The 26889-nt window shown below is 60.2% G+C and carries 30 protein-coding genes and 1 tRNA gene; 10 read left to right on the forward strand and 21 right to left on the reverse strand.

Going from position 1 to position 26889, the window contains the following annotated elements; translation table 11 throughout:
• Nucleotides 1-21 precede the first annotated feature (21 nt).
• The 5 genes from pheS to thrS all read right to left on the reverse strand — a co-directional run bounded on the left by pheS (nt 22) and on the right by thrS (nt 4260).
• On the reverse strand, nt 22-1038 hold the full coding sequence (pheS, locus tag IDM28_RS13910) for a phenylalanine--tRNA ligase subunit alpha (protein ID WP_101320618.1): 1017 nt from the start codon (nt 1036-1038) through the stop codon (nt 22-24).
• A 109-nt stretch (nt 1039-1147) separates the two neighbouring features.
• Complete coding sequence (rplT, locus tag IDM28_RS13915; RefSeq protein ID WP_043860801.1) at nt 1148-1504, reverse strand: 50S ribosomal protein L20; 357 nt, start codon at nt 1502-1504, stop codon at nt 1148-1150.
• Between the two features lie 27 nt (nt 1505-1531).
• Nucleotides 1532-1726, reverse strand: coding sequence for a 50S ribosomal protein L35 (gene rpmI, locus IDM28_RS13920; RefSeq protein WP_028696462.1), 195 nt, complete (start codon nt 1724-1726; stop codon nt 1532-1534).
• Between the two features lie 60 nt (nt 1727-1786).
• A complete protein-coding gene (gene infC / locus IDM28_RS13925; protein ID WP_178080772.1) occupies nt 1787-2338 on the reverse strand; it encodes a translation initiation factor IF-3 in 552 nt (183 codons plus the stop codon).
• Nucleotides 2338-4260 carry a threonine--tRNA ligase gene (gene thrS / locus IDM28_RS13930; RefSeq protein WP_188036253.1) on the reverse strand — a complete coding sequence of 641 codons (1923 nt, stop codon included), beginning with the start codon at nt 4258-4260 and terminating at the stop codon, nt 2338-2340. Before thrS ends, infC begins: the two co-directional genes overlap by 1 nt.
• A gap of 336 nt (nt 4261-4596) precedes the next feature.
• Here thrS and IDM28_RS13935 point away from each other — a divergent pair, with 336 nt between their 5' ends.
• Both IDM28_RS13935 and IDM28_RS13940 read left to right on the forward strand, forming a co-directional pair.
• Nucleotides 4597-4899 (forward strand): hypothetical protein, encoded by a 303-nt coding sequence (locus tag IDM28_RS13935; protein ID WP_188036382.1) that lies wholly within the window; start codon nt 4597-4599, stop codon nt 4897-4899.
• Nucleotides 4900-5059: 160 nt separating this feature from the next.
• On the forward strand, nt 5060-5272 hold the full coding sequence (locus IDM28_RS13940) for a cold-shock protein (protein ID WP_003179963.1): 213 nt from the start codon (nt 5060-5062) through the stop codon (nt 5270-5272).
• 105 nt (nt 5273-5377) lie between these two features.
• Here IDM28_RS13940 and IDM28_RS13945 read toward each other — a convergent pair whose 3' ends face one another.
• A complete protein-coding gene (locus IDM28_RS13945; RefSeq protein WP_188036254.1) occupies nt 5378-5701 on the reverse strand; it encodes an I78 family peptidase inhibitor in 324 nt (107 codons plus the stop codon).
• Between the two features lie 284 nt (nt 5702-5985).
• On the opposite strand from IDM28_RS13945, the gene IDM28_RS13950 reads away from it, so the two are divergent.
• Nucleotides 5986-6201 (forward strand): hypothetical protein, encoded by a 216-nt coding sequence (locus IDM28_RS13950; protein ID WP_101320626.1) that lies wholly within the window; start codon nt 5986-5988, stop codon nt 6199-6201.
• Here the strand turns inward: IDM28_RS13950 and IDM28_RS13955 are convergent.
• From IDM28_RS13955 to IDM28_RS13985, 7 genes are all read right to left on the reverse strand, one after another.
• On the reverse strand, nt 6173-7180 hold the full coding sequence (locus IDM28_RS13955; RefSeq protein WP_188036255.1) for a nucleoside hydrolase: 1008 nt from the start codon (nt 7178-7180) through the stop codon (nt 6173-6175). The two genes, IDM28_RS13950 and IDM28_RS13955, sit on opposite strands and share 29 nt — an antisense overlap.
• 64 nt (nt 7181-7244) lie before the next feature.
• The gene (gene rbsD / locus IDM28_RS13960; protein ID WP_188036256.1) at nt 7245-7649 is read right to left on the reverse strand and encodes a D-ribose pyranase; all 405 of its coding nucleotides are present in this window, start codon (nt 7647-7649) and stop codon (nt 7245-7247) included.
• Complete coding sequence (gene rbsK / locus IDM28_RS13965; protein ID WP_150568850.1) at nt 7646-8554, reverse strand: ribokinase; 909 nt, start codon at nt 8552-8554, stop codon at nt 7646-7648. The genes rbsD and rbsK overlap by 4 nt, the downstream gene beginning before the upstream one ends.
• 9 nt (nt 8555-8563) lie before the next feature.
• The gene (locus tag IDM28_RS13970) at nt 8564-9589 is read right to left on the reverse strand and encodes a LacI family DNA-binding transcriptional regulator (RefSeq protein WP_101320634.1); all 1026 of its coding nucleotides are present in this window, start codon (nt 9587-9589) and stop codon (nt 8564-8566) included.
• 4 nt (nt 9590-9593) lie between these two features.
• Complete coding sequence (locus IDM28_RS13975) at nt 9594-10577, reverse strand: ABC transporter permease (protein WP_150568848.1); 984 nt, start codon at nt 10575-10577, stop codon at nt 9594-9596.
• Nucleotides 10574-12127, reverse strand: a complete 1554-nt coding sequence (locus tag IDM28_RS13980; RefSeq protein ID WP_188036257.1) for a sugar ABC transporter ATP-binding protein — start codon at nt 12125-12127, stop codon at nt 10574-10576. Before IDM28_RS13980 ends, IDM28_RS13975 begins: the two co-directional genes overlap by 4 nt.
• Before the next feature lie 20 nt (nt 12128-12147).
• Nucleotides 12148-13101 carry a sugar ABC transporter substrate-binding protein gene (locus IDM28_RS13985; protein ID WP_188036258.1) on the reverse strand — a complete coding sequence of 318 codons (954 nt, stop codon included), beginning with the start codon at nt 13099-13101 and terminating at the stop codon, nt 12148-12150.
• 335 nt (nt 13102-13436) lie between these two features.
• Here IDM28_RS13985 and IDM28_RS13990 point away from each other — a divergent pair, with 335 nt between their 5' ends.
• Nucleotides 13437-14525, forward strand: a complete 1089-nt coding sequence (locus IDM28_RS13990; RefSeq protein ID WP_101320642.1) for an asparaginase — start codon at nt 13437-13439, stop codon at nt 14523-14525.
• 154 nt (nt 14526-14679) lie between these two features.
• A complete protein-coding gene (locus tag IDM28_RS13995; RefSeq protein WP_101320644.1) occupies nt 14680-14922 on the forward strand; it encodes a DUF1654 domain-containing protein in 243 nt (80 codons plus the stop codon).
• Nucleotides 14923-14930: 8 nt separating this feature from the next.
• Here the strand turns inward: IDM28_RS13995 and IDM28_RS14000 are convergent, their stop codons facing one another.
• The 4 genes from IDM28_RS14000 to IDM28_RS14015 form a co-directional block, all read right to left on the reverse strand.
• Nucleotides 14931-16982, reverse strand: a complete 2052-nt coding sequence (locus IDM28_RS14000; protein ID WP_262500142.1) for a PAS domain-containing sensor histidine kinase — start codon at nt 16980-16982, stop codon at nt 14931-14933.
• Between the two features lie 134 nt (nt 16983-17116).
• On the reverse strand, nt 17117-17542 hold the full coding sequence (locus IDM28_RS14005; RefSeq protein ID WP_101320648.1) for a GTP pyrophosphokinase: 426 nt from the start codon (nt 17540-17542) through the stop codon (nt 17117-17119).
• A gap of 87 nt (nt 17543-17629) precedes the next feature.
• Entirely contained in the window at nt 17630-18199 is a 570-nt protein-coding gene (locus IDM28_RS14010) for an SPOR domain-containing protein (protein ID WP_101320650.1), read from the reverse strand.
• Nucleotides 18200-18335: 136 nt separating this feature from the next.
• Nucleotides 18336-18412 (reverse strand) — tRNA-Val (locus IDM28_RS14015).
• 200 nt (nt 18413-18612) lie between these two features.
• Here IDM28_RS14015 and IDM28_RS14020 point away from each other — a divergent pair.
• A complete protein-coding gene (locus IDM28_RS14020; RefSeq protein WP_101320652.1) occupies nt 18613-19896 on the forward strand; it encodes an NAD(P)/FAD-dependent oxidoreductase in 1284 nt (427 codons plus the stop codon).
• Nucleotides 19897-19943: 47 nt separating this feature from the next.
• Here the strand turns inward: IDM28_RS14020 and IDM28_RS14025 are convergent, their stop codons facing one another.
• Complete coding sequence (locus IDM28_RS14025) at nt 19944-20633, reverse strand: peptidase C39 family protein (RefSeq protein WP_150568844.1); 690 nt, start codon at nt 20631-20633, stop codon at nt 19944-19946.
• A gap of 209 nt (nt 20634-20842) precedes the next feature.
• On the opposite strand from IDM28_RS14025, the gene IDM28_RS14030 reads away from it, so the two are divergent.
• Nucleotides 20843-21019: a hypothetical protein gene (locus tag IDM28_RS14030; protein ID WP_178080773.1), complete on the forward strand. Its 177-nt coding sequence runs from the start codon at nt 20843-20845 to the stop codon at nt 21017-21019.
• Between the two features lie 101 nt (nt 21020-21120).
• Here the strand turns inward: IDM28_RS14030 and IDM28_RS14035 are convergent, their stop codons facing one another.
• Together IDM28_RS14035 and IDM28_RS14040 are read right to left on the reverse strand one after the other, a co-directional pair.
• Nucleotides 21121-21873 (reverse strand): TerC family protein, encoded by a 753-nt coding sequence (locus tag IDM28_RS14035; RefSeq protein WP_101320657.1) that lies wholly within the window; start codon nt 21871-21873, stop codon nt 21121-21123.
• A gap of 49 nt (nt 21874-21922) precedes the next feature.
• Nucleotides 21923-22165, reverse strand: coding sequence for a hypothetical protein (locus IDM28_RS14040; protein WP_188036260.1), 243 nt, complete (start codon nt 22163-22165; stop codon nt 21923-21925).
• A gap of 129 nt (nt 22166-22294) precedes the next feature.
• Here IDM28_RS14040 and nhaR point away from each other — a divergent pair, with 129 nt between their 5' ends.
• The 3 genes from nhaR to IDM28_RS14055 all read left to right on the forward strand — a co-directional run bounded on the left by nhaR (nt 22295) and on the right by IDM28_RS14055 (nt 25197).
• A complete protein-coding gene (nhaR, locus tag IDM28_RS14045; protein ID WP_101320661.1) occupies nt 22295-23188 on the forward strand; it encodes a transcriptional activator NhaR in 894 nt (297 codons plus the stop codon).
• Between the two features lie 66 nt (nt 23189-23254).
• Nucleotides 23255-24466: a serine/threonine transporter SstT gene (sstT, locus tag IDM28_RS14050; protein WP_188036261.1), complete on the forward strand. Its 1212-nt coding sequence runs from the start codon at nt 23255-23257 to the stop codon at nt 24464-24466.
• Nucleotides 24467-24549: 83 nt separating this feature from the next.
• Nucleotides 24550-25197 (forward strand): YceH family protein, encoded by a 648-nt coding sequence (locus tag IDM28_RS14055; protein WP_101320665.1) that lies wholly within the window; start codon nt 24550-24552, stop codon nt 25195-25197.
• 27 nt (nt 25198-25224) lie between these two features.
• Here the strand turns inward: IDM28_RS14055 and ahpF are convergent, their stop codons facing one another.
• Nucleotides 25225-26787 carry an alkyl hydroperoxide reductase subunit F gene (gene ahpF / locus IDM28_RS14060; RefSeq protein WP_101320667.1) on the reverse strand — a complete coding sequence of 521 codons (1563 nt, stop codon included), beginning with the start codon at nt 26785-26787 and terminating at the stop codon, nt 25225-25227.
• Nucleotides 26788-26889: the final 102 nt, after the last annotated feature.

A 26889-nucleotide genomic window follows, 5' to 3' on the forward strand; every position in this document is an offset into this window, starting at 1 on the left:
TGAATATGGTCGAGGTGTGGCCTAGCGGAATTGCGCCAGGAACCGCAGGTCGTTGTCGAAGAACAGACGCAAATCGTTGACGCCATAACGCAGCATGGCCAGACGCTCGGCGCCCATGCCGAAGGCAAAGCCCTGGAACTCTTCCGGGTCAATGCCAGACATGCGCAGCACGTTCGGATGGACCATGCCGCAGCCCATCACTTCCAGCCAGCCGGTCTGCTTGCACACGCGGCAGCCTTTGCCGGAACACATCACGCACTGAATGTCGACTTCAGCGGACGGTTCGGTGAAGGGGAAGAACGACGGACGGAAACGTACATCCAGCTGCTTCTCGAAGAACACCCGCAGGAATTCTTCGATGGTGCCCTTGAGGTCGGCGAAGTTGATGTCGCGATCGATCAACAAGCCTTCCACCTGGTGGAACATCGGCGAATGGGTGATATCCGAATCGCAGCGATAGACGCGGCCAGGGCAGACAATGCGAATCGGCGGCTGGGTCGATTCCATGGTACGTACCTGCACCGGCGAGGTGTGGGTGCGCAGCAGCATGTTGGCATTGAAGTAGAAGGTGTCGTGCATCGCCCGGGCCGGGTGGTGGCCGGGGATGTTGAGCGCCTCGAAGTTGTGATAGTCGTCTTCGACCTCAGGGCCTTCGGCGATGCCGTAGCCAATGTGGGTGAAGAACTGTTCGATGCGTTCGAGGGTACGGGTGATCGGGTGCAGGCCGCCAGTGGTCTGGCCACGGCCAGGCAGGGTCACGTCAATGCATTCGGCAGCCAGGCGAGCGCTGAGCTCGGCCTCTTCAAAGCCAGCCTTGCGCGCATTGAGCACTTCGGTGACGCGTTCCTTGGCGTCGTTGATCAGCGCTCCAACCTTGGGGCGCTCTTCGGCTGGCAGGTTGCCCAGGGTCTTCATCACCTGGGTCAGCTCGCCTTTCTTGCCGAGAAATTGAACCCGGATCTGTTCCAGGGCATTGATGTCTTCAGCGCGCTCCACAGCTTCCAGGGCTTGGGAGACCAGCGCGTCCAGGTTTTCCATGTACAGACTCCAGATACAAAAATAGGGGAAGAGCTTTGAAGGCTCTTCCCCTATCGATGACGTTCAACACCCGACGGCGCATGCGCCGCCGGATGATTGTCGTGGGTACTTAAGCCAGAACGGCTTTAGCTTTCTCGACAATCGCAGCAAACGCCGCTTTTTCGTTCACTGCCAGGTCAGCCAGAACTTTACGGTCGATTTCGATCGACGCTTTTTTCAGGCCAGCAATCAGGCGGCTGTAAGACAGACCGTTGACGCGAGCACCAGCGTTGATACGAGCGATCCACAGAGCGCGGAACTGACGTTTTTTCTGGCGACGGTCACGGTAGGCGTATTGACCAGCCTTGATGACAGCCTGCTTGGCAACACGGAATACGCGCGAACGTGCACCGTAGTAACCTTTAGCCAGTTTCAGAATTTTTTTGTGACGCTTACGAGCAATTACGCCGCGCTTTACACGAGCCATGAGTAACTTCCTCTATCTAGACCAGAATTAACGAACGCGCAGCATGCGCGCGACTTTTGCCACGTCAGACGGGTGCAGCATGCTGCTACCACGCAGTTGACGCTTACGCTTGGTCGACATTTTGGTCAGGATGTGGCTCTTGAAAGCGTGCTTGTGCTTGAAGCCGGTCGCCGTTTTCAGGAAACGCTTCGCTGCACCGCTCTTGGTTTTCATTTTTGGCATGTTCGTAACTCCGCATTGGGGTGGATAAACATAACCGCAAGGCCTGCCGTGCCCTGGTGGTTATTTCTTTTTCTTGGGGGCGATGACCATCAAAAGTTGGCGTCCTTCCATCTTCGGATGCTGTTCGACGGTCCCGTATTCGGCGAGATCAGCTTCGATCCGCTTCAGCAGTTCCATACCCAGCTCCTGGTGGGCCATCTCACGACCACGGAATCTCAGAGAGATCTTGGTCTTGTCCCCATCACTTAGGAAACGTACCAGGTTGCGTAGTTTTACCTGGTAATCCCCTTCCTCCGTCCCTGGACGAAACTTGATTTCTTTGATCTGGATGATCTTCTGGTTTTTCTTGGCTGCAGCCTGTTGCTTCTTCTTCTCGAACAGGCTTTTGCCGTAGTCCATGACTTTACAGACAGGAGGTACGGCGTCAGCAGAAATCTCTACCAGATCCAGCTTCGCTTCTTCAGCGATACGAAGCGCTTCTTCGATCGAGACGATGCCCAACTGTTCACCATCAGCACCAATTAACCGAACCTCGCGTGCAGAGATATTCTCGTTGATCGGGGCCTTCGGTGCAGCTCGTTTATCGTTTCTCATATCACGCTTAATAATCATTACTCCGATTCTTGGCGACCACGCCGGGAAACCGCATGCGCAAGGAACTCGGCGAATTGGGCGACGGGCATGGAGCCCAGGTCAGCGCCTTCGCGAGTACGCACAGCGACGGTTTGCGTTTCGACTTCACGGTCCCCTATAACCAAAAGGTACGGGACCTTGAGCAAAGTATGCTCGCGGATTTTAAAGCCGATCTTCTCATTTCTCAAGTCAGACTTGGCACGAAAACCGCTATCGGTCAGATTTTTTTCAACCTGAAGGGCAAAATCGGCCTGCTTGTCAGTGATGTTCATGATCACTGCCTGGGTTGGCGCCAGCCAAGCCGGGAATACGCCAGCATAGTGCTCGATCAGCATACCGATGAAGCGTTCGAACGAACCGAGAATGGCGCGGTGCAGCATTACCGGGCGCTTGCGCGCGTTATCTTCGGCAATGTAGCTGGCGTCCAGACGCTCAGGCAGGTTCGGATCGTACTGCAGGGTACCACACTGCCAGTTACGACCGAGGCAGTCACGCAGGGTGAACTCGATTTTCGGGCCGTAGAAGGCGCCCTCGCCTGGCTGATATTCCCACTCCAGGCCGGATTCGTTAAGCGCATCAGCCAGGGCGCCTTCGGCGCGATCCCACAGCTCGTCCGAACCGACACGCTTGGCCGGCCGGGTCGAAAGCTTCATGGCGACGTCGACGAAACCGAAGTCTTTATAGACATCGAGGGTCAGCTTGATAAAGTCGGCCGCTTCTTTCTTGACCTGATCTTCGGTGCAGAAGATGTGCGCATCATCCTGAACGAAACCACGCACACGCATGATGCCGTGCAACGCGCCAGATGGCTCGTTACGGTGGCATGCACCGAACTCGGCCAAACGCAGTGGCAGGTCGCGGTACGACTTCAGACCCTGATTGAACACCTGCACGTGGCACGGGCAGTTCATCGGCTTGACCGCGTAATCACGGCTTTCCGACGATGTGGTGAACATGTTTTCGGCGTAGTTGGACCAGTGACCGGAACGCTCCCAGAGGATTCGATCGACCACTTGCGGGGTCTTGATCTCAAGGTAACCGTTCTGACGCTGCACAGTACGCATGTACTGCTCGAGCACCTGATAAACAGTCCAGCCGTTCGGATGCCAGAAGACCATGCCCGGCGCTTCTTCCTGCAGGTGGAACAGGTCGAGTTGCTTGCCGATCTTGCGGTGATCGCGTTTCTCGGCTTCCTCGATGCGCTGAATGTAGGCAGCCAGCTGCTTCTTGTCAGCCCAGGCAGTGCCGTACACGCGCTGCAGCTGCTCGTTCTTGGCGTCGCCGCGCCAGTAGGCACCGGACAGCTTGGTCAGCTTGAACGATTTGAGGAAGCGGGTATTGGGCACGTGCGGACCGCGGCACATGTCGACGTATTCTTCGTGATGGTACAGACCCATGGTCTGCTCATCCGGCATGTCCTCAACAAGGCGCAGCTTGTAGTCTTCGCCACGGGCCTGGAACACGTCGATGACTTCGGCGCGCGGGGTGACCTTCTTGATGACGTCGTAGTCTTTCTCGATCAGCTGCTGCATGCGCTTTTCGATGGCAGCGAGGTCATCAGGGGTGAAGGGGCGCTCGTAGGCGATATCGTAATAGAAGCCGTCATCGATGACCGGGCCGATTACCATCTTGGCGGTCGGGTACAGCTGCTTGACTGCGTGGCCGACCAGGTGGGCGCACGAGTGACGGATGATTTCCAGCCCCTCTTCATCTTTGGGGGTGATGATCTGCAGGGTGGCGTCGTGTTCGATCAGGTCGCAGGCATCGACCAGCTTGCCGTCGACTTTACCGGCCAGGGTGGCCTTGGCCAGGCCGGCGCCAATCGAGGCGGCGACTTCGGCTACGGATACAGCGTGATCGAACGAACGTTGACTGCCATCGGGAAGAGTAATGGTGGGCATGGCGCCTCCTCTCCTAGTGGTGACCCCTACCAAAGGTCACGTGGGTTGGGATGAGCCAGTACAAGATCCGACCTGCCTTCCTTAATAGAGGAAGCCTGCCTCACAGTGGCAGAAGCCTTTCGGCTTGTCAGGGGCGAACCAGAGTGACTGGAAATAGAAAGATAGTTGCTGGCTGCCTCTGGGCAACTGCAAGCCGAGCATGCTAGCACGCAGGTTAGCGGCCAGGCACGAATATTTGGTAAATGCGTAAATCCGGTGAACTGTGAGTAAAAAAGCCTATCAGATTTGCTGATGCATCCGATTTTCATCAGACCTATATCAAGGGAGTGTCTGGTTATGCGACTTCAGTCTCTTCTGGCCCTGACCGCCGCGGGGGCACTGCTGCTGCCCATGGCGGCCCAAGCCGACTGGCCAGCCGGCAAGAAAGACGCCTACATGCAGCAATGCGTGCAGGTGGCCACCCAGCAAGGCATCAGCGCCAAGGACGCCGACACCCACTGCAAGTGTGGTGCCCAGGCAATCGAGAAGAATTTCAGCATGGCTGAGATCGAAGACCTCGACAGCAAGGACGGTGTTGACGCGAAATTGATGCAAAAGGCTCAAACTGTGGTAAAACAGGCGTGCACGACGAAAGGTTGACCGCCTAACAGCGGGCTTCCGAGCCTTTATTTGCGCTGTATCAGTTTTCTTCGCAGTTAAAAGGCGCGACACGCGCAGAATTAGACTATGATGTACCTGGCGCACGCAGCTTCGGCTACATCTGCACCGATAAAAAATTACGTTTCTGGAGATTCACCCCATGTCCAATCGCCAAACCGGCACCGTCAAGTGGTTCAACGATGAAAAAGGCTTCGGCTTCATCACTCCTCAAGGCGGCGGCGACGACCTGTTCGTACACTTCAAAGCCATCGAATCCGACGGCTTCAAGAGCCTGAAAGAAGGCCAGACTGTTTCCTTCGTTGCCGAAAAAGGCCAGAAGGGTATGCAGGCTGCACAGGTTCGTCCGGAGTAATTCGGATGCTGTAAAAAAACCCGCCCTCGTGGCGGGTTTTTTTATGCCTGAATTTTACAGATTGGTCGCCGCCGCCCATGGCGCCAGCGACCATTAAAGAGCAAATCAGCCGCAGTTGACGCGGACGACGTTACCCTGCTCGTCAACATTGAGGTTGAGTCGCTCGGAGCGGTACTCCAGGGTGACCATATCGTGCGGCTTGAGGATGCGGGCCATTTGCGAGCCGCTGGCTTTGCGCGCCTGCTCAAGCAGCTCGGGTGTGCCCGGTTTGCCTACGGTGAAGTCAGCGCCGCTGGCGTTACAGCGGCCATCGTTGCCAGTCGAGGCTGCCGGTGCGCTGCTGTCACCGCCCGGCGCGCTGCCAGTGCTGCAACCAGCCAGCGCAACAGCTACCAGTACGGTTGCCAGAGAAGCACGGGTACGGAACATGAATCCTCCTAATCATCATGGGAACTGCTGTATGCGACAGTAGTGCGCAATATTCGTTGCAAAACGCCCAAGTGTGCCTGACTCGCGCCCGCGAGGGGAAACAGCAATCGTCACCGGGTTTTGCACCGAATAAATAGTTTGTCGCGCACGGACTGTTATGCCTAAGTCGCAGGGCTCTTGACGCAAAGGCATGATTTACTGCAATAAGTGGAGTGCAGCATGCCTCCCTACGAACGCCAGGGCCCGGTGTTCGATCTATAGTCCGAACCAACGAGAAATTTCCAATGCGCAGCCTCAGCATCGATGCCGACATCCAGGTCCACTTACCCGCGGGCCATCGCTCGTACGCACCAGGCACCGCCGAGGAGCTAATGTTGATTGCCGTGGACCTGCTGGTACACGAACTCGGCAACGAAGGCTCCCGCAGCTTTATAGAGCAAGTGCTGGAGCGCTACGCGCCCCAGGCTGCAGCTATGGCAATCGAGCCAGCCGCTCGCTGAGCAGATCGAACAAGCCCTGGGCATCGCCCTCCTCTACCCACATGACGTTGGCGGGCTGCTTGAGCACGCCATACCAGTCGGCAACGGTCTGACCGAAGGTCGGGCCTTCGCGACTGTCGACACTCATGTGGATCTGCCGCCCGCTGAACATCTCTGGCTTGAGCAGATAAGCAATGACGCTCGCATCATGTACCGGCCCGCCGGGCATGCCGTAGAGCTGCATGTCATGCTGAATGTAGGCGTTGAGGATGTCCACGACCTGATTGCTGGCGCGGTTGTTGACCGCGCTCAGCTGCTTGAGCCGAGCATCGCTGGTCAGCAGCTTGTGGGTGACATCCAGAGGCAGATAGGTGAGCTTGACGCCACTGGCCAACACCACCTCAGCGGCATGCGGGTCCGCGTACAGATTGAATTCAGCGACTGGCGTGATGTTTCCGCCATTGAAGTGGGCGCCGCCCATGACCACGACTTCCTTGATGCCTTGGGCGATCCCTGGCTGCTGGATCAGCGCCAAGGCCAGGTTGGTCTGCGGCCCAAGCATGGCGATGGTGATGCTGTGTGGCTTGGCTGCGCTCAGGGTATCGACCAGATACTGCACCGCATTGCCCGCGGCCAAGCTTTGCTTTGGCTCATGCACCTGCACGCCGGTAATGCCCTCCTCGCCGTGAACCTCAGCGGCGTAGATGGGCGCGCGCACCAAAGGTCGCCCAGCACCGGCGTAGACCGGTATGTCTTCGCGCCCAGCCCACTCACGGGCCAGACGCGCGTTGCGGGCGGTTTTCTCCAGGCGCACGTTGCCGGCAACCGTGGTGATCGCGCGAATGTTCAGCTCTCCGGGTGATGCCATCGCCAAAAACAGCGCCACCAGGTCATCGGCACCAGGGTCGGTGTCGATGATCAACTCGCGCGGGGCGGCGTGCAGCGCCGAGGTTGTTACAGCAGCCATGAGGACGGCTCCTTGCAGCAGTTTCTTCAACATAAGGCACTCCTGCGCCAACAGTTTGCAAATTCAGGCCGCGCCACGGCGGATCGAAGCCAATAGGTCAAAACGTGACGCCAGCGACCAATGCGATATTGCTGAATGGCTTGCACTCCCCGGTGCGCACCATGACCTTGGCCTGACGACTCAGCAGCTTGAACTCACTGTGCGGCATCTGCTCGCGAACGCCGAGCAAGCCCAGCGCGCTGAGCTGCTGGATTTCAGCCAACGCCGGTGGCGCGACCTCGAACAGCTCGGCCGCCAAGACATGCCGTTCGACCTGCATTTCGCTCAGCACCACCCGCAGTACACTGGCAAAGTCCGGCAAGCCCGAGGTAATGGCCAGGTCGATCAATTCCACGCCAACCGGCACCGGCAAGCCGGCATCACCGATCACCACGATGTCGCCATGACCCAGACCGGCAATCGTGCGCGACAGAGCAATATTGAGCAGAGCGGTCTTTTTCATGGCTGCAGCTCCGCCAGATAGGGAATCGAGGGCTGCGCACCCGCACGAGTGACCGATATGGCGGCCGCGCGCTGACCGAGGGTGATCGCCTCAGCCTCACTCAGCCCACGCGCCAAGCCAGCGGCAAAGCCACCGATAAAGGTGTCACCGGCCGCAGTGGTGTCGAGCGCTTTGACCGGCGTTGCCGGATAGTGCTGGCAGCCTTGCGCGCTCACCACCAAAGCACCCTCGCTACCGAGGGTCATGATCACCTTGCCGACCCCGAACGCAAGCAACTGCTCGGCAGCGCGGCGGGCGCTGTCCTGATCGCTCACCGCAATGCCGGTCAAGGCCTGGGCCTCGCTTTCGTTGGGCGCGAGGTAGTCGATGTTGGTAAACCAGTCTGCCGGCAGCGGGCCGGTAGCGGGGGCAGGATTGAGAATCACCGTCTTGCCCAACTCACGGGCTCGGACCAAGGTCCAGGCAACCGTTGCCTGGGGCACTTCCAGTTGGCAGATGACGATATCAGCAGCCTGCAACAAGCTGTCAGCGCGCTGCACCGACTCGGCGCTGAGCAGGCCGTTGGCACCGGGGATCACCACGATTGCGTTCTGGCTGGCAGCGTCCACCACGATCAGCGCCACTCCGCTGGAAACACCCGCGCAGCTAGCCACTGCCTGACAATCAACGCCTTCGACCTGCAGCGCTTGTAGCAGCTGCGGGCCATAGGCGTCATCACCGACATTGCCGATCATGGCCACGCTGGCGCCGAGGCGCGCCACGGCCACCGCCTGGTTGGCGCCCTTGCCGCCGGGCACCGTGAAAAAACCGTCGCCGGTCAGCGTCTCGCCGGCTCGCGGCAAGCGCTCGGCGCGGGCCACCAGGTCCATGTTGAGGCTGCCGACCACTACTACCTTGGCATGCATGGGAAGTCCTTAGCGGTAATCATTGAACAGGTCCGGGCGTGGCCCGGTAGATTCGCGCATGATGATGCGCGGGGCGATGATGCGCTGCTCGGCCGGGGCGTCGTGCCGCGGCCTGGCGATGCGCGACAGCAGCAATTCGGCAGCACTTTCGCCGAGCTCGCGAATCGACTGGCCTACAGTGGTCAGCGGCGGGTATACGTAGCGACTGAGCTCGATGTCATCGAAACCGATCACCGACAGCTCGCCAGGCACGCTGATATTGCGCTCGGCGGCCGCGCGCAGGACGCCAAAGCCGATCATGTCGTTGCCGGCAAAAATCGCCGTGGGCCGCCGGCCGTCAAGCAACTGCGCCGCAGCAGCGTGGCCGCCTGGGCTGGTGAAATCACAGTGCAACACACGTGCTGCGCTGACCTCAGCCTGCGCCTCGGCCATAGCCCGATGAAAACCGGCCACGCGCAACTGGCTGACCCCGGTCTCGGCTGGCCCGCCAATACAGGCGATGTCGCGGTGGCCGAGCTCGAGCAGGTGACGGGTGGCGAGGTAAGCGCCTTGTTCGTGGTCGATCCGCACCAGGTCGGCATCTACGCCCTCCAGCGCGCGGTCGACGATGACCATCGGCGTGCGCACACAGGCCAGGCTCTGCAGCAAGTCACTGTCTTCACCGACTGACGCTACCACCAGGCCATCAATGCGCTTTTCCAGCAATACGCGCAGGTAGCTGCGCTGCTTTTGCGGATTGTCGTCGGAGTTGCACAGGATCACGCAGTAGCCATTACGCTCGCAGCCATCCTCGATGCCCCGGGCCAGCTCGGCAAAGTACGGGTTGACGCTGCTAGGCACCAACAGGCCGATAGTGGCGGTACTGCGCGCCTTGAGCGAGCGGGCTACGGCACTGGGCACGTAGTCGAGTTCGGCGATGGCCGCCTCGACCTTCAGGCGCACCTGTTCGCTGACCGGACGGGTCTTGTTCAGCACATGGGAAACGGTGGTGTAGGAAATCCCCGCCATTGCCGCGACATCTTTGATGGTTGCCATGGTTTCAGTTCCGCCGGCTCGCGCGCCGGCTGCGATAAGTGTCGAGCACCACGGCAATCACAATGACCGCCCCGGTGATAATGCGTTTGGTTGGTTCGGAAGCGCCGATCTGAGCCAGCCCGGCGGCCAGCACCGAAATGATCAGCACTCCGAAAAATGTACTGACCACTGAGCCGCGCCCGCCCATCAGGCTGGTACCGCCGATCACCACAGCGGCAATCACCTGCAGTTCAAGGCCAGCACCGGCGTTCGGGTCGGCGGCCTCCAGACGAGAAATCTGGAACAGCGCGGCGAGGCCGGCGAGCAGGCCCATCAGGGTGAACACCATGATCTTGTAGGGCCGCGGGTCGATCCCGGCCAGGCGTACAGCTTCTTCATTGGTACCAATGCCGATCAGGTAACGGCCGAACACTGTGCGTGTCAGTACAAGGTGGGCAACGACGATGACCAGCAAGGCGATGATGAAGGCTGGCGAGATGCCAAATGCTACTGGATTGGAAAACCAGGCGTAGGCATCGCCGATATAGGCCGTGCGCGAATCAGTGAACTGATAGGCCAGGCCACGGGCCATTTCCAGCACACCGAGCGAGACGATAAAGGATGGAATACGCCAGGCCACGGTAATGCAGCCAGTGACGCTGCCAGCCAGGGCGGCGACTGCCATGCCCAGCAGCGCAGCGGGCAACACGCTCCAGCCCCACCCCAGAATTGCCACGCTGACCGCCGAGGCTGCCAAGGCCAGCACCGAGCCCACCGACAGGTCGATGCCACCGATGATCAACACCAGCGTCATGCCTACTGCCAGCACCATCAGATCGGGGATCTGGTTGGCCAGGGTACTGAAGGTTGCGTACGACCAGAAATGGCTGCTCATAAACGAGAACAGCACAATCATTGCCAGCAATGCGCCGGCCAGTCCCAGGTAAGTACCCAGGCCCAGATAGGTGCCGCTGCGGCGAGCGGGAGTGTCGACGGGAGAGCTGTTCATGGGTCCATCCTGGGAGCTGCTTCATGCAGCAGAGCATCACGTTGTTGATAACCGGCGAAAGCCGCGGCAAGCAGTTGATCCTGGCTCCAGGCATCGCGCTCGAAGGTGTCGATCAGGCGCCCCGCAGAGAGCACACCGATGCGATCGCAGATCAGCATCAGTTCGCGCAGGTCACTTGAAACAACCACCAGCGCCTTACCCTGGCGCGCCAACTCAGCAAGCAGGCCATAGATGTCGAACTTGGCGCCAACGTCGATACCGCGGGTCGGCTCGTCGAACAGCAGTACCTGGCAGTCGCGCTCGAGCCAGCGGCCAATCACCACCTTTTGCTGATTGCCACCGGACAACTCACTGACAGCCTGCGCCGGGCTTGCGCTGCGAATGCGCATGGCGCTGATCTGGCGCTCGGCCAAGGCTGTTTCGGCAGCGCTGTTGATGACCCCAGCACGGGACACGGCGCCCAGGTTACCGAGGGCAATATTGGCGCTGATCGACTGCGTCAGCAGCAGCCCCTCACCTTTGCGATCCTCGGTAATCAATGCAATGCCAGCACGCACAGCGGCCTTGGGCGAGTCGACAGTGATCGGCTGCGGCGGCTGACCAAGGGCAACGCTGCCGCTGTCGGCGCGGTCGGCGCCGTAGATCAGCCGCAGCAGTTCGGTACGGCCGGCGCCGATCAGGCCGGAGATACCAAAGATCTCCCCTGCCCTCACCTCGAATGAAACCTCGCACACCTTGCCGGCACGGCTGAGCTTGTCGACCTTGAGCAGCGGCGCGCCGATCTGGCGCCTGCCCAGGTCGATATGCTCGCCCACGTCACGACCGACCATCAGGTTGACCAGCTCGGCACTGTTGTAACGTTGGATCGGCTCGGCGCACACCAGCTTGCCATCGCGCAGCACCGCGATGCGCTGGGCCACACGCTGCAGCTCTTCAAGGCGATGGGATATGTACACGATAGCCACGCCGCGCTGACGCAGGCGCTCGATCTGGACAAACAGCAGCTCGACCTCGCGGGCAGTGAGCATCGCCGTAGGCTCGTCGAAGATCAGCACCCGGCAATCACCAATCAGGTTGCGGGCGATCTCGACCATCTGTTGATGGCCAATACCCAACTCACCGACCAAGGTACCCGGGTCAATCGCGTCCAGGCCCACCTGCGCCATAGCGGCGACCGCCAACTGGCGCAGGCGCTTGTGATTGATCCAGCCGAGACGGCTGGGCAGGTTGTCGAGAAACAGGTTCTCGGCAACCGTCAGGGTGGGCAGCAGGTTCAGCTCCTGCATCACCATACGCACCCCAAGCCCCTCTGCCGCACTGCGGCTGGCAGGGCTGTAAGGTTGGCCGAGGTAGCTCATGTGCCCAACGGTGGGAATTTCCAGGCCGCTGATCAACTTCGATAGCGTGCTTTTGCCGGCGCCGTTCTCACCGGTCAGCGCCAGCACTTCGCCGGCGTACAGCTCCAGCTCGACGTCAGCCAGCACAGGCTGGGCGTAGCTCTTGCCCAGCCCGCTGACCGCGAGCACCGTTTGCGTGGCCGTTGCAGACATGGCCGGGTCTCCTGCCTGGATCACGGTTTGGTGATCAATTCAACCGGGGTTTGGATGACATTGTCGGCATCGACAGCGGTTTTTTCGCCCTTGATCATCTGCAGCGCAGCCTGGATGCCATATACGGCTTGCTTCTTGGCATCCTGATCGAGCGTGGCGAGCACGCGGCCATCTTTGAGCATCGGCTTGATGGCGTTGATGTTGTCATAGCCGACTACCTGAACCTGATCTTTCTTGCCTGCGGCACGCACAGCCGAGACAGCCCCAAGCGCCATGCTGTCGTTGCCGGCCAACAGCGCTTTGATCTCTGGATACTCATTGAGCATGGCCGCCGCCACCGCGTTGCCCTTGTCGATTTCCCAGTTGCCAGACTGCACCGAAACGACCTTGATCTGTGCCGCCTGCATGGCGTCCTGGAAACCAGCCGTGCGCTGTTGGGCGTTGGTAGTGGTGGAGACGCCTTCGATAATACCCACCTGATCACCTGGCTTGAGCTTTTGCTGGGCCAGATAGTCGCCGACCAGCCTGGCACCCTTGCGGTTGTCAGGGCCAACGAAGGGCACGCTGAGATTTTTGCTCTTGAGCACTTCGGGGTCGAGGCGGTTATCGATGTTGATGACGGTGATGCCGGCATCCATGGCTTTCTTGATCACCGGCACCAGCGCCTTGGAGTCAGCCGGCGCGATCACCAGCGCGTTGGCGCCAGTGGCGATCATCTGTTCGACGATGCGGATCTGGTTGCTGGTGTCGGACTCGTCCTTGATGCCGTTGGCTACCAGGTCGAAGTCGTTAGGGTGCTCTTTTTGGTAGGCCTTGGCGCCGTCTTCCATGGTGCGGAAAAACTCATTGGCCAACGACTTCATGACCAGAGCGACCTTGGGTTTTTCTTCAGCCTGACCTACCAGGGGCAGTGCGAGCGCCAACGAGGAGACGATAGCGAGGGACAGCAGACGACCGGGGAACGGCAGTTTCATGAGATGACTCCGAATCTTGTGTTTTTTATCGGATCGCAAACGTTTGCGTTAAGCCACTATGGAAACAAGCCCTGATTTTGTCAATTGCCTGAGACGCTGTTTTGGCAAACCGGGGCCAGCGGCAGGTTACGCGGATTGGCCACGGAAAACCGAACAACTTTACCTGTATCCGTTCGGTAAGCCGAATACATCCCATCGCTGGATTTGTCTCGGCATATGAGCGAACTCCCGCCGGGAGTGGCTCAACCCAGACTCGACGCTGCGTTGGTATGAAACCTGCCTGCTTAGCTGTGCGACATATAAATCTCACCAGGAAGATCGAGAGAACAATAACGATGAAAACCGCACTGAAGACATTTGCCCCGGGCGCCCTCGCCCTGCTGCTGATCCTGCCGACTGCAGTTTCTGCCAAAGAAGCCGAGCAGCAACAAAAGCTCGCCAATGTGGTGATTCTCGCCACCGGCGGCACCATTGCCGGCGCCGGCGCCAGCGCCGCCAACAGCGCTACCTATCAGGCCGCCAAGGTAGGCATCGACAAATTGATCGCCGGCGTACCCGAGCTGGCTCAACTGGCCAATGTGCGCGGCGAGCAGGTCATGCAGATCGCATCCGAAAGCATCAGCAACGACGACCTGCTCAAGCTGGGCAAACGCGTCGCCGAGCTGGCTGACAGCAACGACGTCGACGGCATCGTTATCACCCACGGCACCGACACCCTGGAAGAAACCGCCTACTTCCTCAACCTGGTAGAAAAGACCGACAAGCCAATCGTAGTGGTCGGTTCGATGCGCCCGGGCACCGCAATGTCGGCTGACGGCATGCTCAACCTTTACAACGCCGTAGCCGTCGCCAGCGACAAGCAATCGCGCGGCAAAGGCGTACTGGTGACCATGAACGACGAAATCCAATCTGGCCGTGATGTCAGCAAGTCGATCAACATCAAGACCGAAGCGTTCAAGAGCGCCTGGGGCCCGATGGGCATGGTCGTGGAAGGCAAATCGTACTGGTTCCGCCTGCCAGCCAAGCGTCACACCTCCAACTCCGAGTTCGACATCAAGCAAATCAGCAGCCTGCCTGCCGTAGACATCGCCTACGGCTACGGCAACGTTACCGACACCGCGTACAAGGCCCTTGCGCAAAACGGCGCCAAGGCGCTGATTCATGCCGGCACCGGCAACGGCTCGGTATCGTCACGTGTGGTACCGGCTCTGCAGGAGCTGCGTAAAAACGGCGTGCAGATCATTCGCTCTTCCCACGTCAACCAGGGCGGTTTCGTACTGCGCAACGCCGAGCAGCCGGATGACAAGAATGACTGGGTCGTCGCCCACGACCTGAACCCGCAAAAAGCACGGATTCTGGCGATGGTCGCAATGACCAAGACCCAAGACAGCAAAGAGCTGCAGCGGATCTTCTGGGAATATTGATCTGTTGATTGCCTGAGCCGAGCAACGCTTTGCTCAACGCTGTCGCGGGCTGTATGGCCCGCGACAGTCACTTGGGCCAAGGCTCACGAGGTTGTTGCGAAATTGCCTACAGTGAAATACTGTACGCACATACAGCACAACAAGGAACACCCCGATGGCCGCTGCCTCTCAAGCCACCCCCAGCCCATACCAACAACTGGGCGAGCGCATTCAGAAAATCATAAACAGCCCTACCGCCCAGCGCAGCAAGTCTGCGTTGATCTTTCGGCTGGAGCACGAGTTGCCGGATGACTGGGCAACGCTACTCGAAGAGATCGCTGAAAACGACAATGTCACCCTTGCCTACCGGGATGATGGCGGCGTGCAGATCTTCTGGACTGTACCCAAGGAAGACTGAGCAGGGACTCAAGCCTTGGCGGTAGCATCGCCCGCTTGCGGCCTGAGCAAGGCATTGACCTGCGAGGTCAGTGCCTCGAGGGCAAATGGCTTGGTCAGTATCGCCATGGTCGACTCCAGCGGCTGACGATCGAGCACTTCAGGCTGCGCATAGCCCGTCATCAGCAACACCGGCAGGTCAGGCCGCGATTGCCTGCCCGCCTCCGCCATCTGCCGCCCGTCAAGCCCGCCGGGTAAACCGATGTCGGTCACCAGCAGATCAATGCGGATGTCCGACCGCAGCAGTTGCAACCCTGCCAGGCTGTCCGCCGCCTCGATCACCACATAGCCGTAACTGCCCAGGGTTTCGCTGACAAACATGCGCACGGAGGACTCGTCATCGACCACCAAAACCGTTTCGCCAGCTGCGGCCGTGGGCTCGGCACACTCGCCAGGTTGCACCTGCGGGGCGTCCACCGCAGTGGTGTGGCCCGGCAACTGCAGCAGCACTCGCGTGCCTTTGCCCGGCTCTGACTCGATCCTCACCTGGCCACCGGATTGCTTGGCAAAGCCATAGATCATCGACAAGCCAAGCCCGGTACCGGCGCCAACCGGCTTGGTCGTGAAGAACGGCTCGAAGGCCTTGCCGAGCACTTCGGCGCTCATGCCGGTACCACTGTCCGCCACGCAAATGCTCAGGTAGTTGCCGGGGCTCAACTCTGGATCAAGCTCGGGCCCAGTCGTCAGCCGCTGGTCGCGAGTGCTTATCAGAATCCTGCCGCCACCCGGCATGGCATCGCGCGAATTGATACACAGATTGAGCAAGGCGTTTTCAACCTGCGCCGGGTCGACCAGACAAGCACTGGCCTGCGCAGCCAACTCCACCTTCAGGCTGATTGCCGGCCCGACCGTACGCCGGATCAGCTCCTCCATGCCGCCAATCAAGGCATGCACATCAGTCTCGACCGGCACCAGCGTCTGCCGACGGGAGAACGCGAGCAGGCGATGGGTAAGGGCAGCGGCGCGTTGGGCGGCACCATGAGCAACGCCCAGGTAACGCTCCAGATCGGCCGTGCGCCCCTGATTCAAACGCAGCCTGATCAAGTCGAGGCTACCGCTGATGCCGGCCAGGAGATTGTTGAAATCGTGAGCGATACCCCCGGTCAGTTGGCCCACAGCTTCCATCTTCTGTGCCTGACGCAGCGCAGCCTGAGCCGCCTCGCGCTCGGCAACGGCGACGCTGATGCGGACTTCCAACGTACGATTTAGCTCGAGCAAGGCGGATTCGGCGTTCTTTCGCGCGGTGACATCCATCGAGGAGCCGATCAAACCGATCACTTCACCGGCGTCGCTCAGCAACGGCGCCTTCACCGACAGCCATACGGCTACAGAACCGTCCGGCATGTCGACCCGCTCTTCAATCTGCTCAGCCTGACCGCTGTCCATGATGCGCTGGTCGTTCGCCATGACCTGGCGCGCCTGCGCTTCGTCTTCAAGAAATTCCAGGTCGGTCTTGCCGAGGTAAACCTCGGGAGGCTTGCCGATCAGCTGCGTAGTGCCGTGGTTGGCGACCAGCATCCGTCCCTGGCGGTCCTTGGCGTACACCACGCCAGGCACTGCCGCCGTGAACGTGCGCAACAAGGCGTTTGCGCGATCGCGCTCAGCTTCGGCAACACGCCGCCCCTCAATGTCCATCAGCACGCCTGGAAAGCGCACAGCCATGCCCTGCTCATCGAGCTCGGCGCGACCATTGGCCTCTACCCAGCGATAGCAGCCGTCGTCTTGGCGAACACGATATTCACAGCGAAAGCGCCCACCGCGAGCCATGGCCTGTTCGATGTCGCGGCCAACCCGTTCGCGGTCTTGCTCGTGGATGGAGGCGAACGCCTCGGAGATCGGAATGCCGCTGGTGCAGCGTTCTGCAGACAGCCCGAATGAGCGGGCGAAGCGCTCGTCAGCCGTCACGCAGTCGTTGCGAATGTCCCACAGCCAGGTACCAATAATCGCGCCAGCGTCGAGAGCCAGTTGCAGACGCTCCGAGGCATCAGTCGGGAAAACCTGGAGACGGTCGGGCCTGACCATCGCTTCGACCCGCACCGCAGGGCCTTCTCGATCCATTGCTACCTCTTGAGTTACCCAGCTTCAAGGTCGGGCATATTACCGACCAAGCGGGTAAATGCGCCAGATAAAGTAGACAGCGCAACCGAGGCCAGCGTTCAAGTCAAGGTTTGCAGATAGGCACTGGCATGTTGATAGCGGCTGAGCCGGGCAAGGTCAGCGGGACCTGGGCAGGCGATGCGACTAAGGTCGCTGTTATCGGCCAGATCAGCCAGCTTGACCTCTCGTGCCAGAGGGTCAGCGCCTGCCCGAATCACAAACGCCTCATAGCTCTCGCCAGGACGTCGACTCAGCGAGAGCAAGGCGGCGAGGATTTTCAGCGGGAAACCCTCAAGAGCGAGGTCTGATACCGTCAGGGACGTGTCTTCGAGTACATCGTGGAGTACAGCGACAATACGCTGCTCAGGTGTGGACACCCGCATCATAACCCGCAGCGGATGAAGAATGTAGGCCGCCCCACCCTTGTCGTACTGCCCCTCGTGGGCTTTGGCGGCTACAGCGATGGCCCGTTCCAATGTAGACATGCGACCCCTCCCTGTTCAGCGCCCGCTTAGCCAAGCATAGCCAACGATCGCGTTCAGGCACAGCCCGCCTGCCTCATCAGTCACTTATCAGCGCTGGGCGCCATGCTGGATCACCACAGAGTCAGTGCCTTGACGCGCCATCACATCGGCCTTGCGCGCCTGCGCCTCTTCTTTGGTCGCGAATGGACCCAGCAGCACCACCGGCTTACCATCACGGTACTCGACCGAAGAGGGAATACCCTTCTCTATGAGGCGCGCAGTCATGTCGCTCAGAGCCCCCATGTTCGGCCCCTGCACCACCTCGACATCCCAGCCCTCTGGCGCCGGCTGATCGGCCAGGGCTTCGGCGCGACGCTGCAGCTCGGCACCACCACAGATCTCGCGGATGCGCAGGTCGTCGCCGGTTTCGTCGACGATGATCTGGTACTGGCCATCCCGCTTGATTGCAACGTAGCTGCGGTAAGCCTCGAATTTGCCGTCAGCGTCCTTGCCACGGAATTGACCGCAGATCGAGCCATCGGTATCGAAGCGCACGTTGGCGAATTTGGCGGTCTTGGGATTACTCAGGTGTTCGGCCACCTGTTTGTGCACGCCATCCACTTCATTGTTGCAGCCCGCCAAGGCCAGCATTGCTGTTACCACCGCAAGTTTACGCACGCGTCTAACTCCAGAATCGAAGGCGCGGATTCTACCATGATGGCTGGCTAGCGCCGATGGGCAGGCTGCCGCAGGGTGTTTCAGGCGCGAAGCAAATGCAAAAAGGGCGACCCTTTCGGATCGCCCTCTTCAAGTTTGGTAGGCACAATTGGACTCGAACCAACGACCCCCACCATGTCAAGGTGGTGCTCTAACCAACTGAGCTATGTGCCTGTCGTGGGGCGCATTCTACGGAATCCAAAAACCCTGTCAACTGTTTTTTCCACGCTAAGCCACTGAATCATAAAAATATTTACTAATAGTCACGCGCCACCGCTGCGTAAAGGATTTTCACCGTACGACTAGCGGGTGTTTATTATTATTGATAGCATCGGTACATTCGTTAAAAATATAAAACACGAGGTCTCTCGAGCATGGCTAATACCCCCTACCCACAGTCCTACTACGCCGCCTCGGCCAACCCGGTGCCGCCACGTCCGGCGCTGCTGGGTGAGGTGGAAACCGACATCTGCGTAATCGGTGCGGGCTATACAGGCCTGTCCAGCGCACTGTTCCTGCTGGAGAACGGCTTCAAGGTTACCGTCGTCGAAGCTGCCAAGGTTGGCTTTGGTGCATCCGGCCGCAACGGTGGCCAGATCGTCAACAGCTACAGCCGTGACATCGACGTGATCGAACGCACTGTTGGCCCGCGCGAAGCAAAATTGCTGGGCGCGATGGCCTTCGAAGGCGGGCGTATCATCCGCGAGCGCGTAGCCAAGTACAACATCCAGTGCGACCTCAAGGACGGCGGCGTATTCGCGGCCATCACGCCCAAGCAGATGGCCCACCTGGAATCGCAAAAACGCCTGTGGGAACGCTATGGCCACACCCAACTGGAGCTGATGGACCAGAAGCGCATCCGTGAAGTGGTCGCGTGCGAAAGCTATATAGGCGGCATGCTCGACATGAGCGGCGGCCATATTCACCCGCTCAACCTGGCCTTGGGCGAAGCGGCTGCGGTCGAGTCGCTGGGCGGCGTGATCTATGAACAAACCCCAGCCATACGCATCGAGCGCGGCGCCAACCCTGTCGTGCACACCCCGCAGGGTAAGATCCGCGCCAAGTACATCATCGTTGCCGGCAACGCTTATCTGGGTAACCTGGTGCCGGAGCTGGCCTCGAAGTCGATGCCATGCGGGACTCAGGTGATCACCACCGAGCCACTCAGCGATGAGTTGGCACGTACCCTGCTACCGCAGGACTACTGCGTCGAGGACTGCAACTACCTACTCGACTACTACCGCCTGACCGGCGACAAGCGCCTGATCTTCGGCGGCGGCGTGGTCTACGGCGCACGCGACCCGGCCAACATCGAAGCGATCATCCGGCCGAAGATGCTCAAGGCATTCCCGCAGCTCAAGGACGTCAAGATCGACTACGCCTGGACCGGCAACTTCCTGCTGACGCTGTCGCGTCTGCCTCAGGTCGGCCGGATAGGCGACAACATCTACTACTCGCAAGGCTGCTCCGGCCACGGCGTGACCTACACCCACCTGGCGGGCAAGGTCCTGGCCGAAGCGCTGCGCGGCCAGGCCGAACGCTTTGACGCATTCGCCGGCCTGCCGCACTACCCGTTCCCGGGTGGCCAACTGCTGCGGGTACCATTCAGCGCTATGGGTGCGTGGTATTACAGCCTGCGCGATCGTCTGGGCTTCTGATCCATAGCGGATGAAGACGGCCGGCCATCAGCGCCGGCCGTTTGCGTTCAGGGCTGGCCGAGGCTGCTGACGGCTTGTCTGGCCGCCATTTCCTGCCCTGCCCGTGCCAGTTCATCGGCGCCTTGCAACCAGCGCTGGCGATCAACCTGTGCAGGCAGTTGCTGCGGTGGCTGTATCAACACTGCCCAACTACCCTGCTCCGCCCACGCCTTGGCAAAAGCGTCGAACGACATCATCTGCCGCCGCTGCATCCCTGCACGCAGCAGCACCCGCTGCTTGTAGCTGTCATAGCCGACCAGTACCGCATAGCGCGGCTCACTCCACCACGCCGAACCCTCTTGATAACGCAGCAGCACCGGGTTGCCCGCCGCCACCTGGGCGAGCAATGCATCCAGACGCTTGTCCAGCGGATACACCAGCATGCCGTAATCACGCGCCACAGGCGGGATCGATGTTTCCAGCGCTTCGGCTGCTTCAGGCAGCTTCAGCGGCTTGTCAAGCAAGCCCGGGGTGATCCGAATGCCTTGCTGCGAGAGCATGACCGCCAGCGCCATGGCGCCGCTGTGATTGGCGTTGCCGCGGAAGAACGGCACGCTGCTGATCTCGACCCGCTGCGGCAAGCCTTTTACATCCGCTGGAGGCGCGCCGGCGCAGCCAACCAGATTGGCCGCCAGCAGGCATGCAGCGAGCAGGCGCTGTGAAGGGTTGAGCAACGACTTGCGGGAAGCTTGCAACATGGACACTCACTTGTCTGAAGCCGGTCTGGCATCCGGCGATGGTCTCTGATCATAGGGCGGACGCGCGCGCAGGAATAGCCCGACGCAGGCTAGTAACAAATCGGACCAAGGGTTCGACCTAAGCTCAATTGAACGTCATGAGGGTAGCGCTAGACTAAGTAAGTATCTGGAAGGTAAGCCTGGGGCAAGCCCGAGAGAAGGAGGCACACATGAGCCTGACTATGGGAATTCTGCTGTTGGTAGGTATGTGGCTGAGTGTGGCCGCTGCCATGTTATGGGGCGTTCTGCGCATTGTCCGCAGGCATTCGCATCATCCACTGCCGGTTCAGGCCAAGGCCAAACCCTTGCCCGTGCAACGCGCCCGTCAGCCCGCTGCAGCGCACTGATATCGCATCAGTGCAAAACAAAAAACCGCGCAGCTTGAAAGCATACGCGGTCGCTTGATGAAACTGCCATTGCGAATGGGGCGCCAAGCGCCCCGCGCACCTTACTCCTGTGCAGCCTCACGCTTGAGGCGAGCGCGGCGAGCAAAGATGTTGAGCATCTCGATCGCAGTCGAGAACGCCATCGCTGCATATACATAACCTTTAGGCACATGGGCACCGAAACCTTCGGCGATCAGGGTCATGCCGATCATGATCAGGAAGCCCAAGGCCAGCATCACGACGGTCGGGTTGTCGTTGATGAAGTTGGCAAGCGGATCGGCGGCCACCATCATCACGATAACAGCTGCCACCACAGCGATGATCATGATCGGCAAGTGCTCGGTCATGCCAACTGCGGTGATGATGCTGTCGACCGAGAACACGATATCCAGCAGCAGAATCTGGAAGATCGCTGCGGCGAAGCCCAGGGTCACGGTGGATGAGACCGTGGCCTCATGCTTGGCACCGTGCGGATCGACACTCTCGTGGATCTCTTTGGTTGCCTTCCACAGCAGGAACAGGCCACCGGCGATCAGGATCATGTCCTTCCAGGAGAAGGCATTGCCGAAGATCTCGATTACCGGATCGGTCAACTGAACGATCCAGGCCACGGTGCTGAGCAGCGCCAGGCGCATGATCAACGCCATGCTGATACCAATCCGGCGCGCCTTGGAGCGGTACTCGACAGGCAGCTTGTTGGTCAGGATCGAGATGAAGATCAGGTTGTCGATACCGAGCACGACTTCCATTGCCACCAATGTGGCCAAAGCTACCCAGGCGGTCGGGCTTGCGGCGAGTTCCAGCAAATATTCCATGAATCAATCCTGTTTCTGGCTATGTTAGGGCTATGTTCGCAGCTGCGGGTCAGATGTCCTGGGTCTTGCCTTCGCCATCGGCGGGGTTGGCCGATTTCTCACCCTCGCCGCCAATGACGTCATTCAACGCTTGCTGAGCGGCTTCATTGGTCTTGTCGATGGCCTGCTTGGCAGACTGCGCCGCCTGATCGAGCACCTGCTGGGCAGATTTCTCAGCCTGATCGCACCCGGCCAGGCTGAACAGCGCCAGCGCAAGCACCAACGGGGTACCGATGGATTTCAGTTGTAGCATGGGATCCTCACTTGTCATGTCCGGGCAGCACGTAGCGCCTGATGAAAGGCATTCTAATGAAGCGGAAACATCCGGAAAATTCGTTTTTTTAGCGGCTATACTTCGTTTTTTACGAATCCGGAAACAACCATGCTCAATTACCGGCAGCTGCATTATTTTTGGGTAGTCGCACGCACCGGCAGTATTGCCCGCGCCAGTGAGCAGCTGAATCTGACGCCGCAAACCATCAGTGGGCAGATCAGCCTGTTCGAGCAGACCCATGGTCTGGAATTGTTCCAGCGCGTCGGGCGTCAGCTTGAGCTGACCGAGAGCGGCAGGCAGACGCTGGTCTACGCCGAACAGATGTTCCAGATCGGCAGCGAGCTCGAGACCATGCTGCGCGCCGGGCCGCAGGAGCAGATCCTGTTCCGCGTCGGCGTTGCCGATGTGGTCCCCAAGTCCATCGTTTATCGCTTGCTGGCGCCGACCATGGAGCTGGACGGCGCCCTGCGCATCAATTGCCGGGAGGACAAGCTCGAGCGGCTGCTGGCCGACCTGGCCATCCAGCGTCTGGACCTGGTGATTTCCGACAGCCCCATGCCCAGCCATCTGGATATCAAAGGCTACAGCCAGAAACTCGGCGAATGCGGCTTGAGCTTTTTTGCCACCCCAGCTCTGGCGGCAGAATACTCGGGTGCATTTCCGGCCTGTCTGAATGATGCTCCGTTGCTGATCCCAGGTCAGGAGACAGTGGTACGCAGCCGCTTACTGCGCTGGCTGTCCGAGCAGCAGGTGCAGCCGCGGATCGTCGGTGAGTTCGATGACAGTGCCTTGATGCAGGCCTTCGGTCAGTCCGGCAGCGGCATTTTCGTTGCGCCCAGCGTGATTGCCGATGAGGTGTGCCGCCAATATGCAGTGGTGCTGATCGGCCATACCGAGGCGGTCAACGAGTCGTTCTATGCGATCTCGGTAGAGCGCAAGGTCAAGCACCCGGGGATCGTCGCGATTACCGAGGGTGCGCGCAAAGAGTTGTTCCACTGGTAGGCAGCGGCCGGGAGCGCTGGTCTATGGTACAGTCGCGCCCGTCCAAATCCCTGAGATTCGCTGCACATGCTGCCTGTTCTTCGCCTGTTCACCCGCACCAGCCTGGTTACCCAGATCGTCATCGGCCTCATCGCCGGCATCGCCCTGGCCTTGCTCGCGCCTGCCGTGGCGCTGGACCTGGCGTTTCTCGGCAAGGTTTTCGTCAGTGCGCTCAAAGCGGTAGCGCCCGTGCTGGTGTTCGTGTTGGTGATGGCCTCGATCGCCAACCACAAGCACGGCCAGCAAACCCATATCCGGCCGATCCTGTGGCTGTACCTGCTGGGCACCTTTGGCGCAGCCGTGGTCGCCGTGATCGCCAGCATGCTGTTCCCCTCGACCCTGCTGCTCAGCGCCAGTGAGGCGTCGCTGAGCGCTCCGGGCGGTATCACCGAAGTGCTGCAGAACCTGCTGCTCAGCGCTGTCGATAATCCGGTAGCGGCGCTGCTCAATGCCAACTTCATCGGCGTACTGACCTGGGCCATCGGCCTGGGGATCGCCCTGCGCCATGCGAGCGAGGCCACCCGCACTGTAGTCGACGACCTGTCCAATGCGGTGACTTATATCGTGCGCGTGGTCATTCGTTTTGCGCCGCTGGGGATCTTCGGCCTGGTCGCAGCGACCCTGGCCCAGTCGGGGCTGAGCGCCCTGCTTGGCTACCTGCACCTGCTGGCGGTATTGATCGGCTGCATGCTGTTTGTCGCGCTGGTGATGAACCCGCTGATCGTGTTCTGGAAGATCCGCCGCAACCCCTACCCGCTGGTGCTGATGTGCCTGCGCGAGAGCGGCATCACGGCGTTCTTCACCCGCAGCTCGGCCGCCAACATCCCGGTCAACCTGGCACTGTCGGAAAAACTCGGCCTGCATGAAGATACTTACTCGGTCTCGATCCCGCTTGGCGCAACCATCAACATGGCCGGCGCGGCGATCACCATCACCGTGCTGACCCTGGCGGCCGTGCATACCTTGGGCATAAGTATCGATCTGCCCACTGCCGTGCTCCTCAGCGTAGTAGCTGCGGTGTGTGCCTGCGGCGCATCGGGCGTAGCCGGTGGTTCTCTGTTGCTGATCCCACTGGCGTGCAGCCTGTTCGGCATTCCCAGTGAAATCGCCATGCAGGTGGTCGCCGTCGGTTTCATCATCGGTGTGCTGCAGGACTCGGCTGAAACGGCGCTGAATTCTTCGACCGATGTGATCTTCACCGCCGCCGCCTGTAAGGCCCAGGAGCGACGCGCAGCCTGAGTGATAAGGCGGCGCCGCTGGCAATTGCTTAACGGCGCCGCTTTACCTAGGCTAGTGGCCTTTCCTCGCAACGAGACAGGGCCATGTCAGAACAACACAACCCCAGTGAAGGCCGCTTCAACAGCACCGAGATCCGCATCCTCGGATCGCTGATCGAAAAGCAGGCCACCAGCCCTGAAACCTACCCCCTGACCCTCAACGCACTGGTGGTTGCCTGTAACCAGAAAACCAGCCGCGAACCGGTGATGAACCTCTCTCAGGGCCAGGTTGGCCAGGCGCTGCGGGCGCTCGAAGGGCGTGGTTTTACCAAACTGCAGATGGGCAGTCGCGCCGACCGCTGGGAGCAACGCGTCGACAAGGCGCTGGAACTGGTGCCCGCGCAGCTGGTGCTGATGGGTTTGATGTTTTTGCGCGGGCCGCAGACGATCAACGAGTTGTTGACCCGCAGCAACCGCTTGCATGAGTTCGAGGATGACCAACAGGTCCAGCATCAGCTCGAGCGCTTGATTTCACGTGAGCTAGCGGTTCACCTGCCGCGTCAGGCTGGCCAGCGGGAAGACCGCTATACCCACGCGCTGGGTGATCCGGCAGAGATCGAGGCTATTCTTGCGGCGCGCCAGCAAGGCGGCGCTGAACGCAATTCGGCCCCTAGCATCGCTGAAGAACGTATCAGCGCGCTGGAGGCACGAATTGCAGCACTGGAAGAACGCCTGGCCCTGCTGGAAGGCTGAACCCAGCCAGCGCAGCAGGCGTCTACGTCAGGCCGGCGCCGAGCTGCGGATCAGGTGATCGAAGGCGGACAGCGAGGCCTTGGCACCCTCGCCCACCGCAATCACGATCTGCTTGTACGGCACGGTGGTGACGTCCCCGGCAGCGAACACACCAGGGATGTTGGTCTGGCCCTTGGCGTCGACGATGATCTCGCCACGCGGCGACAGCTCGACCGTGCCTTTGAGCCAATCGGTGTTGGGCAGCAGGCCGATCTGTACAAAGATCCCTTCCAGCGCGATGTCATGCAGCTCATCGCTGTTGCGGTCCTTGTAACGAAGGCCGTTGACCTTTTCGCCATCCCCCAACACTTCGGTGGTCAGCGCACTGGTGATCACCTTGACGTTGGCCAGGCTGTGCAGTTTGCGCTGCAACACCGCATCTGCACGCAGCTGGCTGTCGAACTCAATCAATGTCACCTGAGCGACGATACCGGCGAGGTCGATGGCCGCTTCCACACCTGAGTTGCCGCCACCGATCACCGCCACGCGCTTGCCCTTGAACAGCGGGCCATCGCAGTGCGGGCAGTAGGCAACACCGCGGGCGCGGTACTGCTGCTCGCCAGGCACGTTCATCTCGCGCCAGCGTGCACCGGTGGCAAGGATCACGGTCTTGGCCTTCAGCGAAGCGCCGCTGGCCAGCCGCACTTCGTGCAGGCCGCCACCAGCAGCCGGGATCAATGCCTCACCGCGCTGCAGGTTCATGATGTCGACGTCGTACTGTTTGACGTGCTCTTCCAGCGCCGAGGCCAGTTTTGGCCCTTCGGTTTCCTGCACTGAGATGAAGTTCTCGATCGCCATGGTGTCGAGCACCTGGCCGCCGAAACGCTCGGCGGCAACGCCGGTACGGATGCCCTTGCGCGCAGCATAGATTGCAGCTGCGGCGCCGGCCGGGCCACCGCCCACCACCAGCACATCGAAAGCGTCTTTGGCGTTGATCTTCTCGGCCTGGCGTGTGCCAGAGCTGGTGTCGATCTTGCCAAGAATCTCTTCCAGGCCCATGCGGCCCTGGCCAAACACTTCGCCATTGAGGTAGATGCTCGGCACGGCCATGACCTTGCGTGCTTCAACCTCGTCCTGGAACAGCGCGCCATCGATGGCCACGTGTTTCACATTCGGGTTGAGCACCGCCATCAGGTTCAACGCCTGGACTACGTCCGGGCAGTTCTGGCACGACAGCGAGAAGTAGGTTTCAAAAGTGAAGTCGCCTTGCAGCGCCTGGATCTGCTCGATCACTTCGGCACTGGCCTTGGACGGATGGCCGCCGACTTGCAGCAGTGCCAGCACCAGTGAGGTAAATTCGTGGCCCATGGGGATGCCGGCAAAGCGCAGGCTGATATCAGCACCCGGGCGGTTCAGCGAGAACGAGGGCCGGCGCGTGTCGCTGCCGTCCTTGTTCAAGGTAATCAGGTCCGACAGGCCGGCAATTTCCACCAGCAGGTCGTGCATTTCGCGGGACTTCGCACCGTCGTCGAGGGAGGCTACGATCTCGATCGGCTGGGTGACCCGCTCCAGGTAGGTTTTCAGTTGCGATTTAAGCGTGGCGTCCAACATACGGGCGATTCCTTGAGCAATCAGGGTAAACAAAAACGCCCAGGCAAAAGTGCCCGGGCGTTTGGCGGGGCGGTGATGACTTCAGCTATGGCGGCTGTTCAC

This window comes from Pseudomonas sp. EZ-C24 (genome assembly GCF_014525325.1).
GTDB classification, from domain to species: domain Bacteria; phylum Pseudomonadota; class Gammaproteobacteria; order Pseudomonadales; family Pseudomonadaceae; genus Aquipseudomonas; species Aquipseudomonas shirazensis.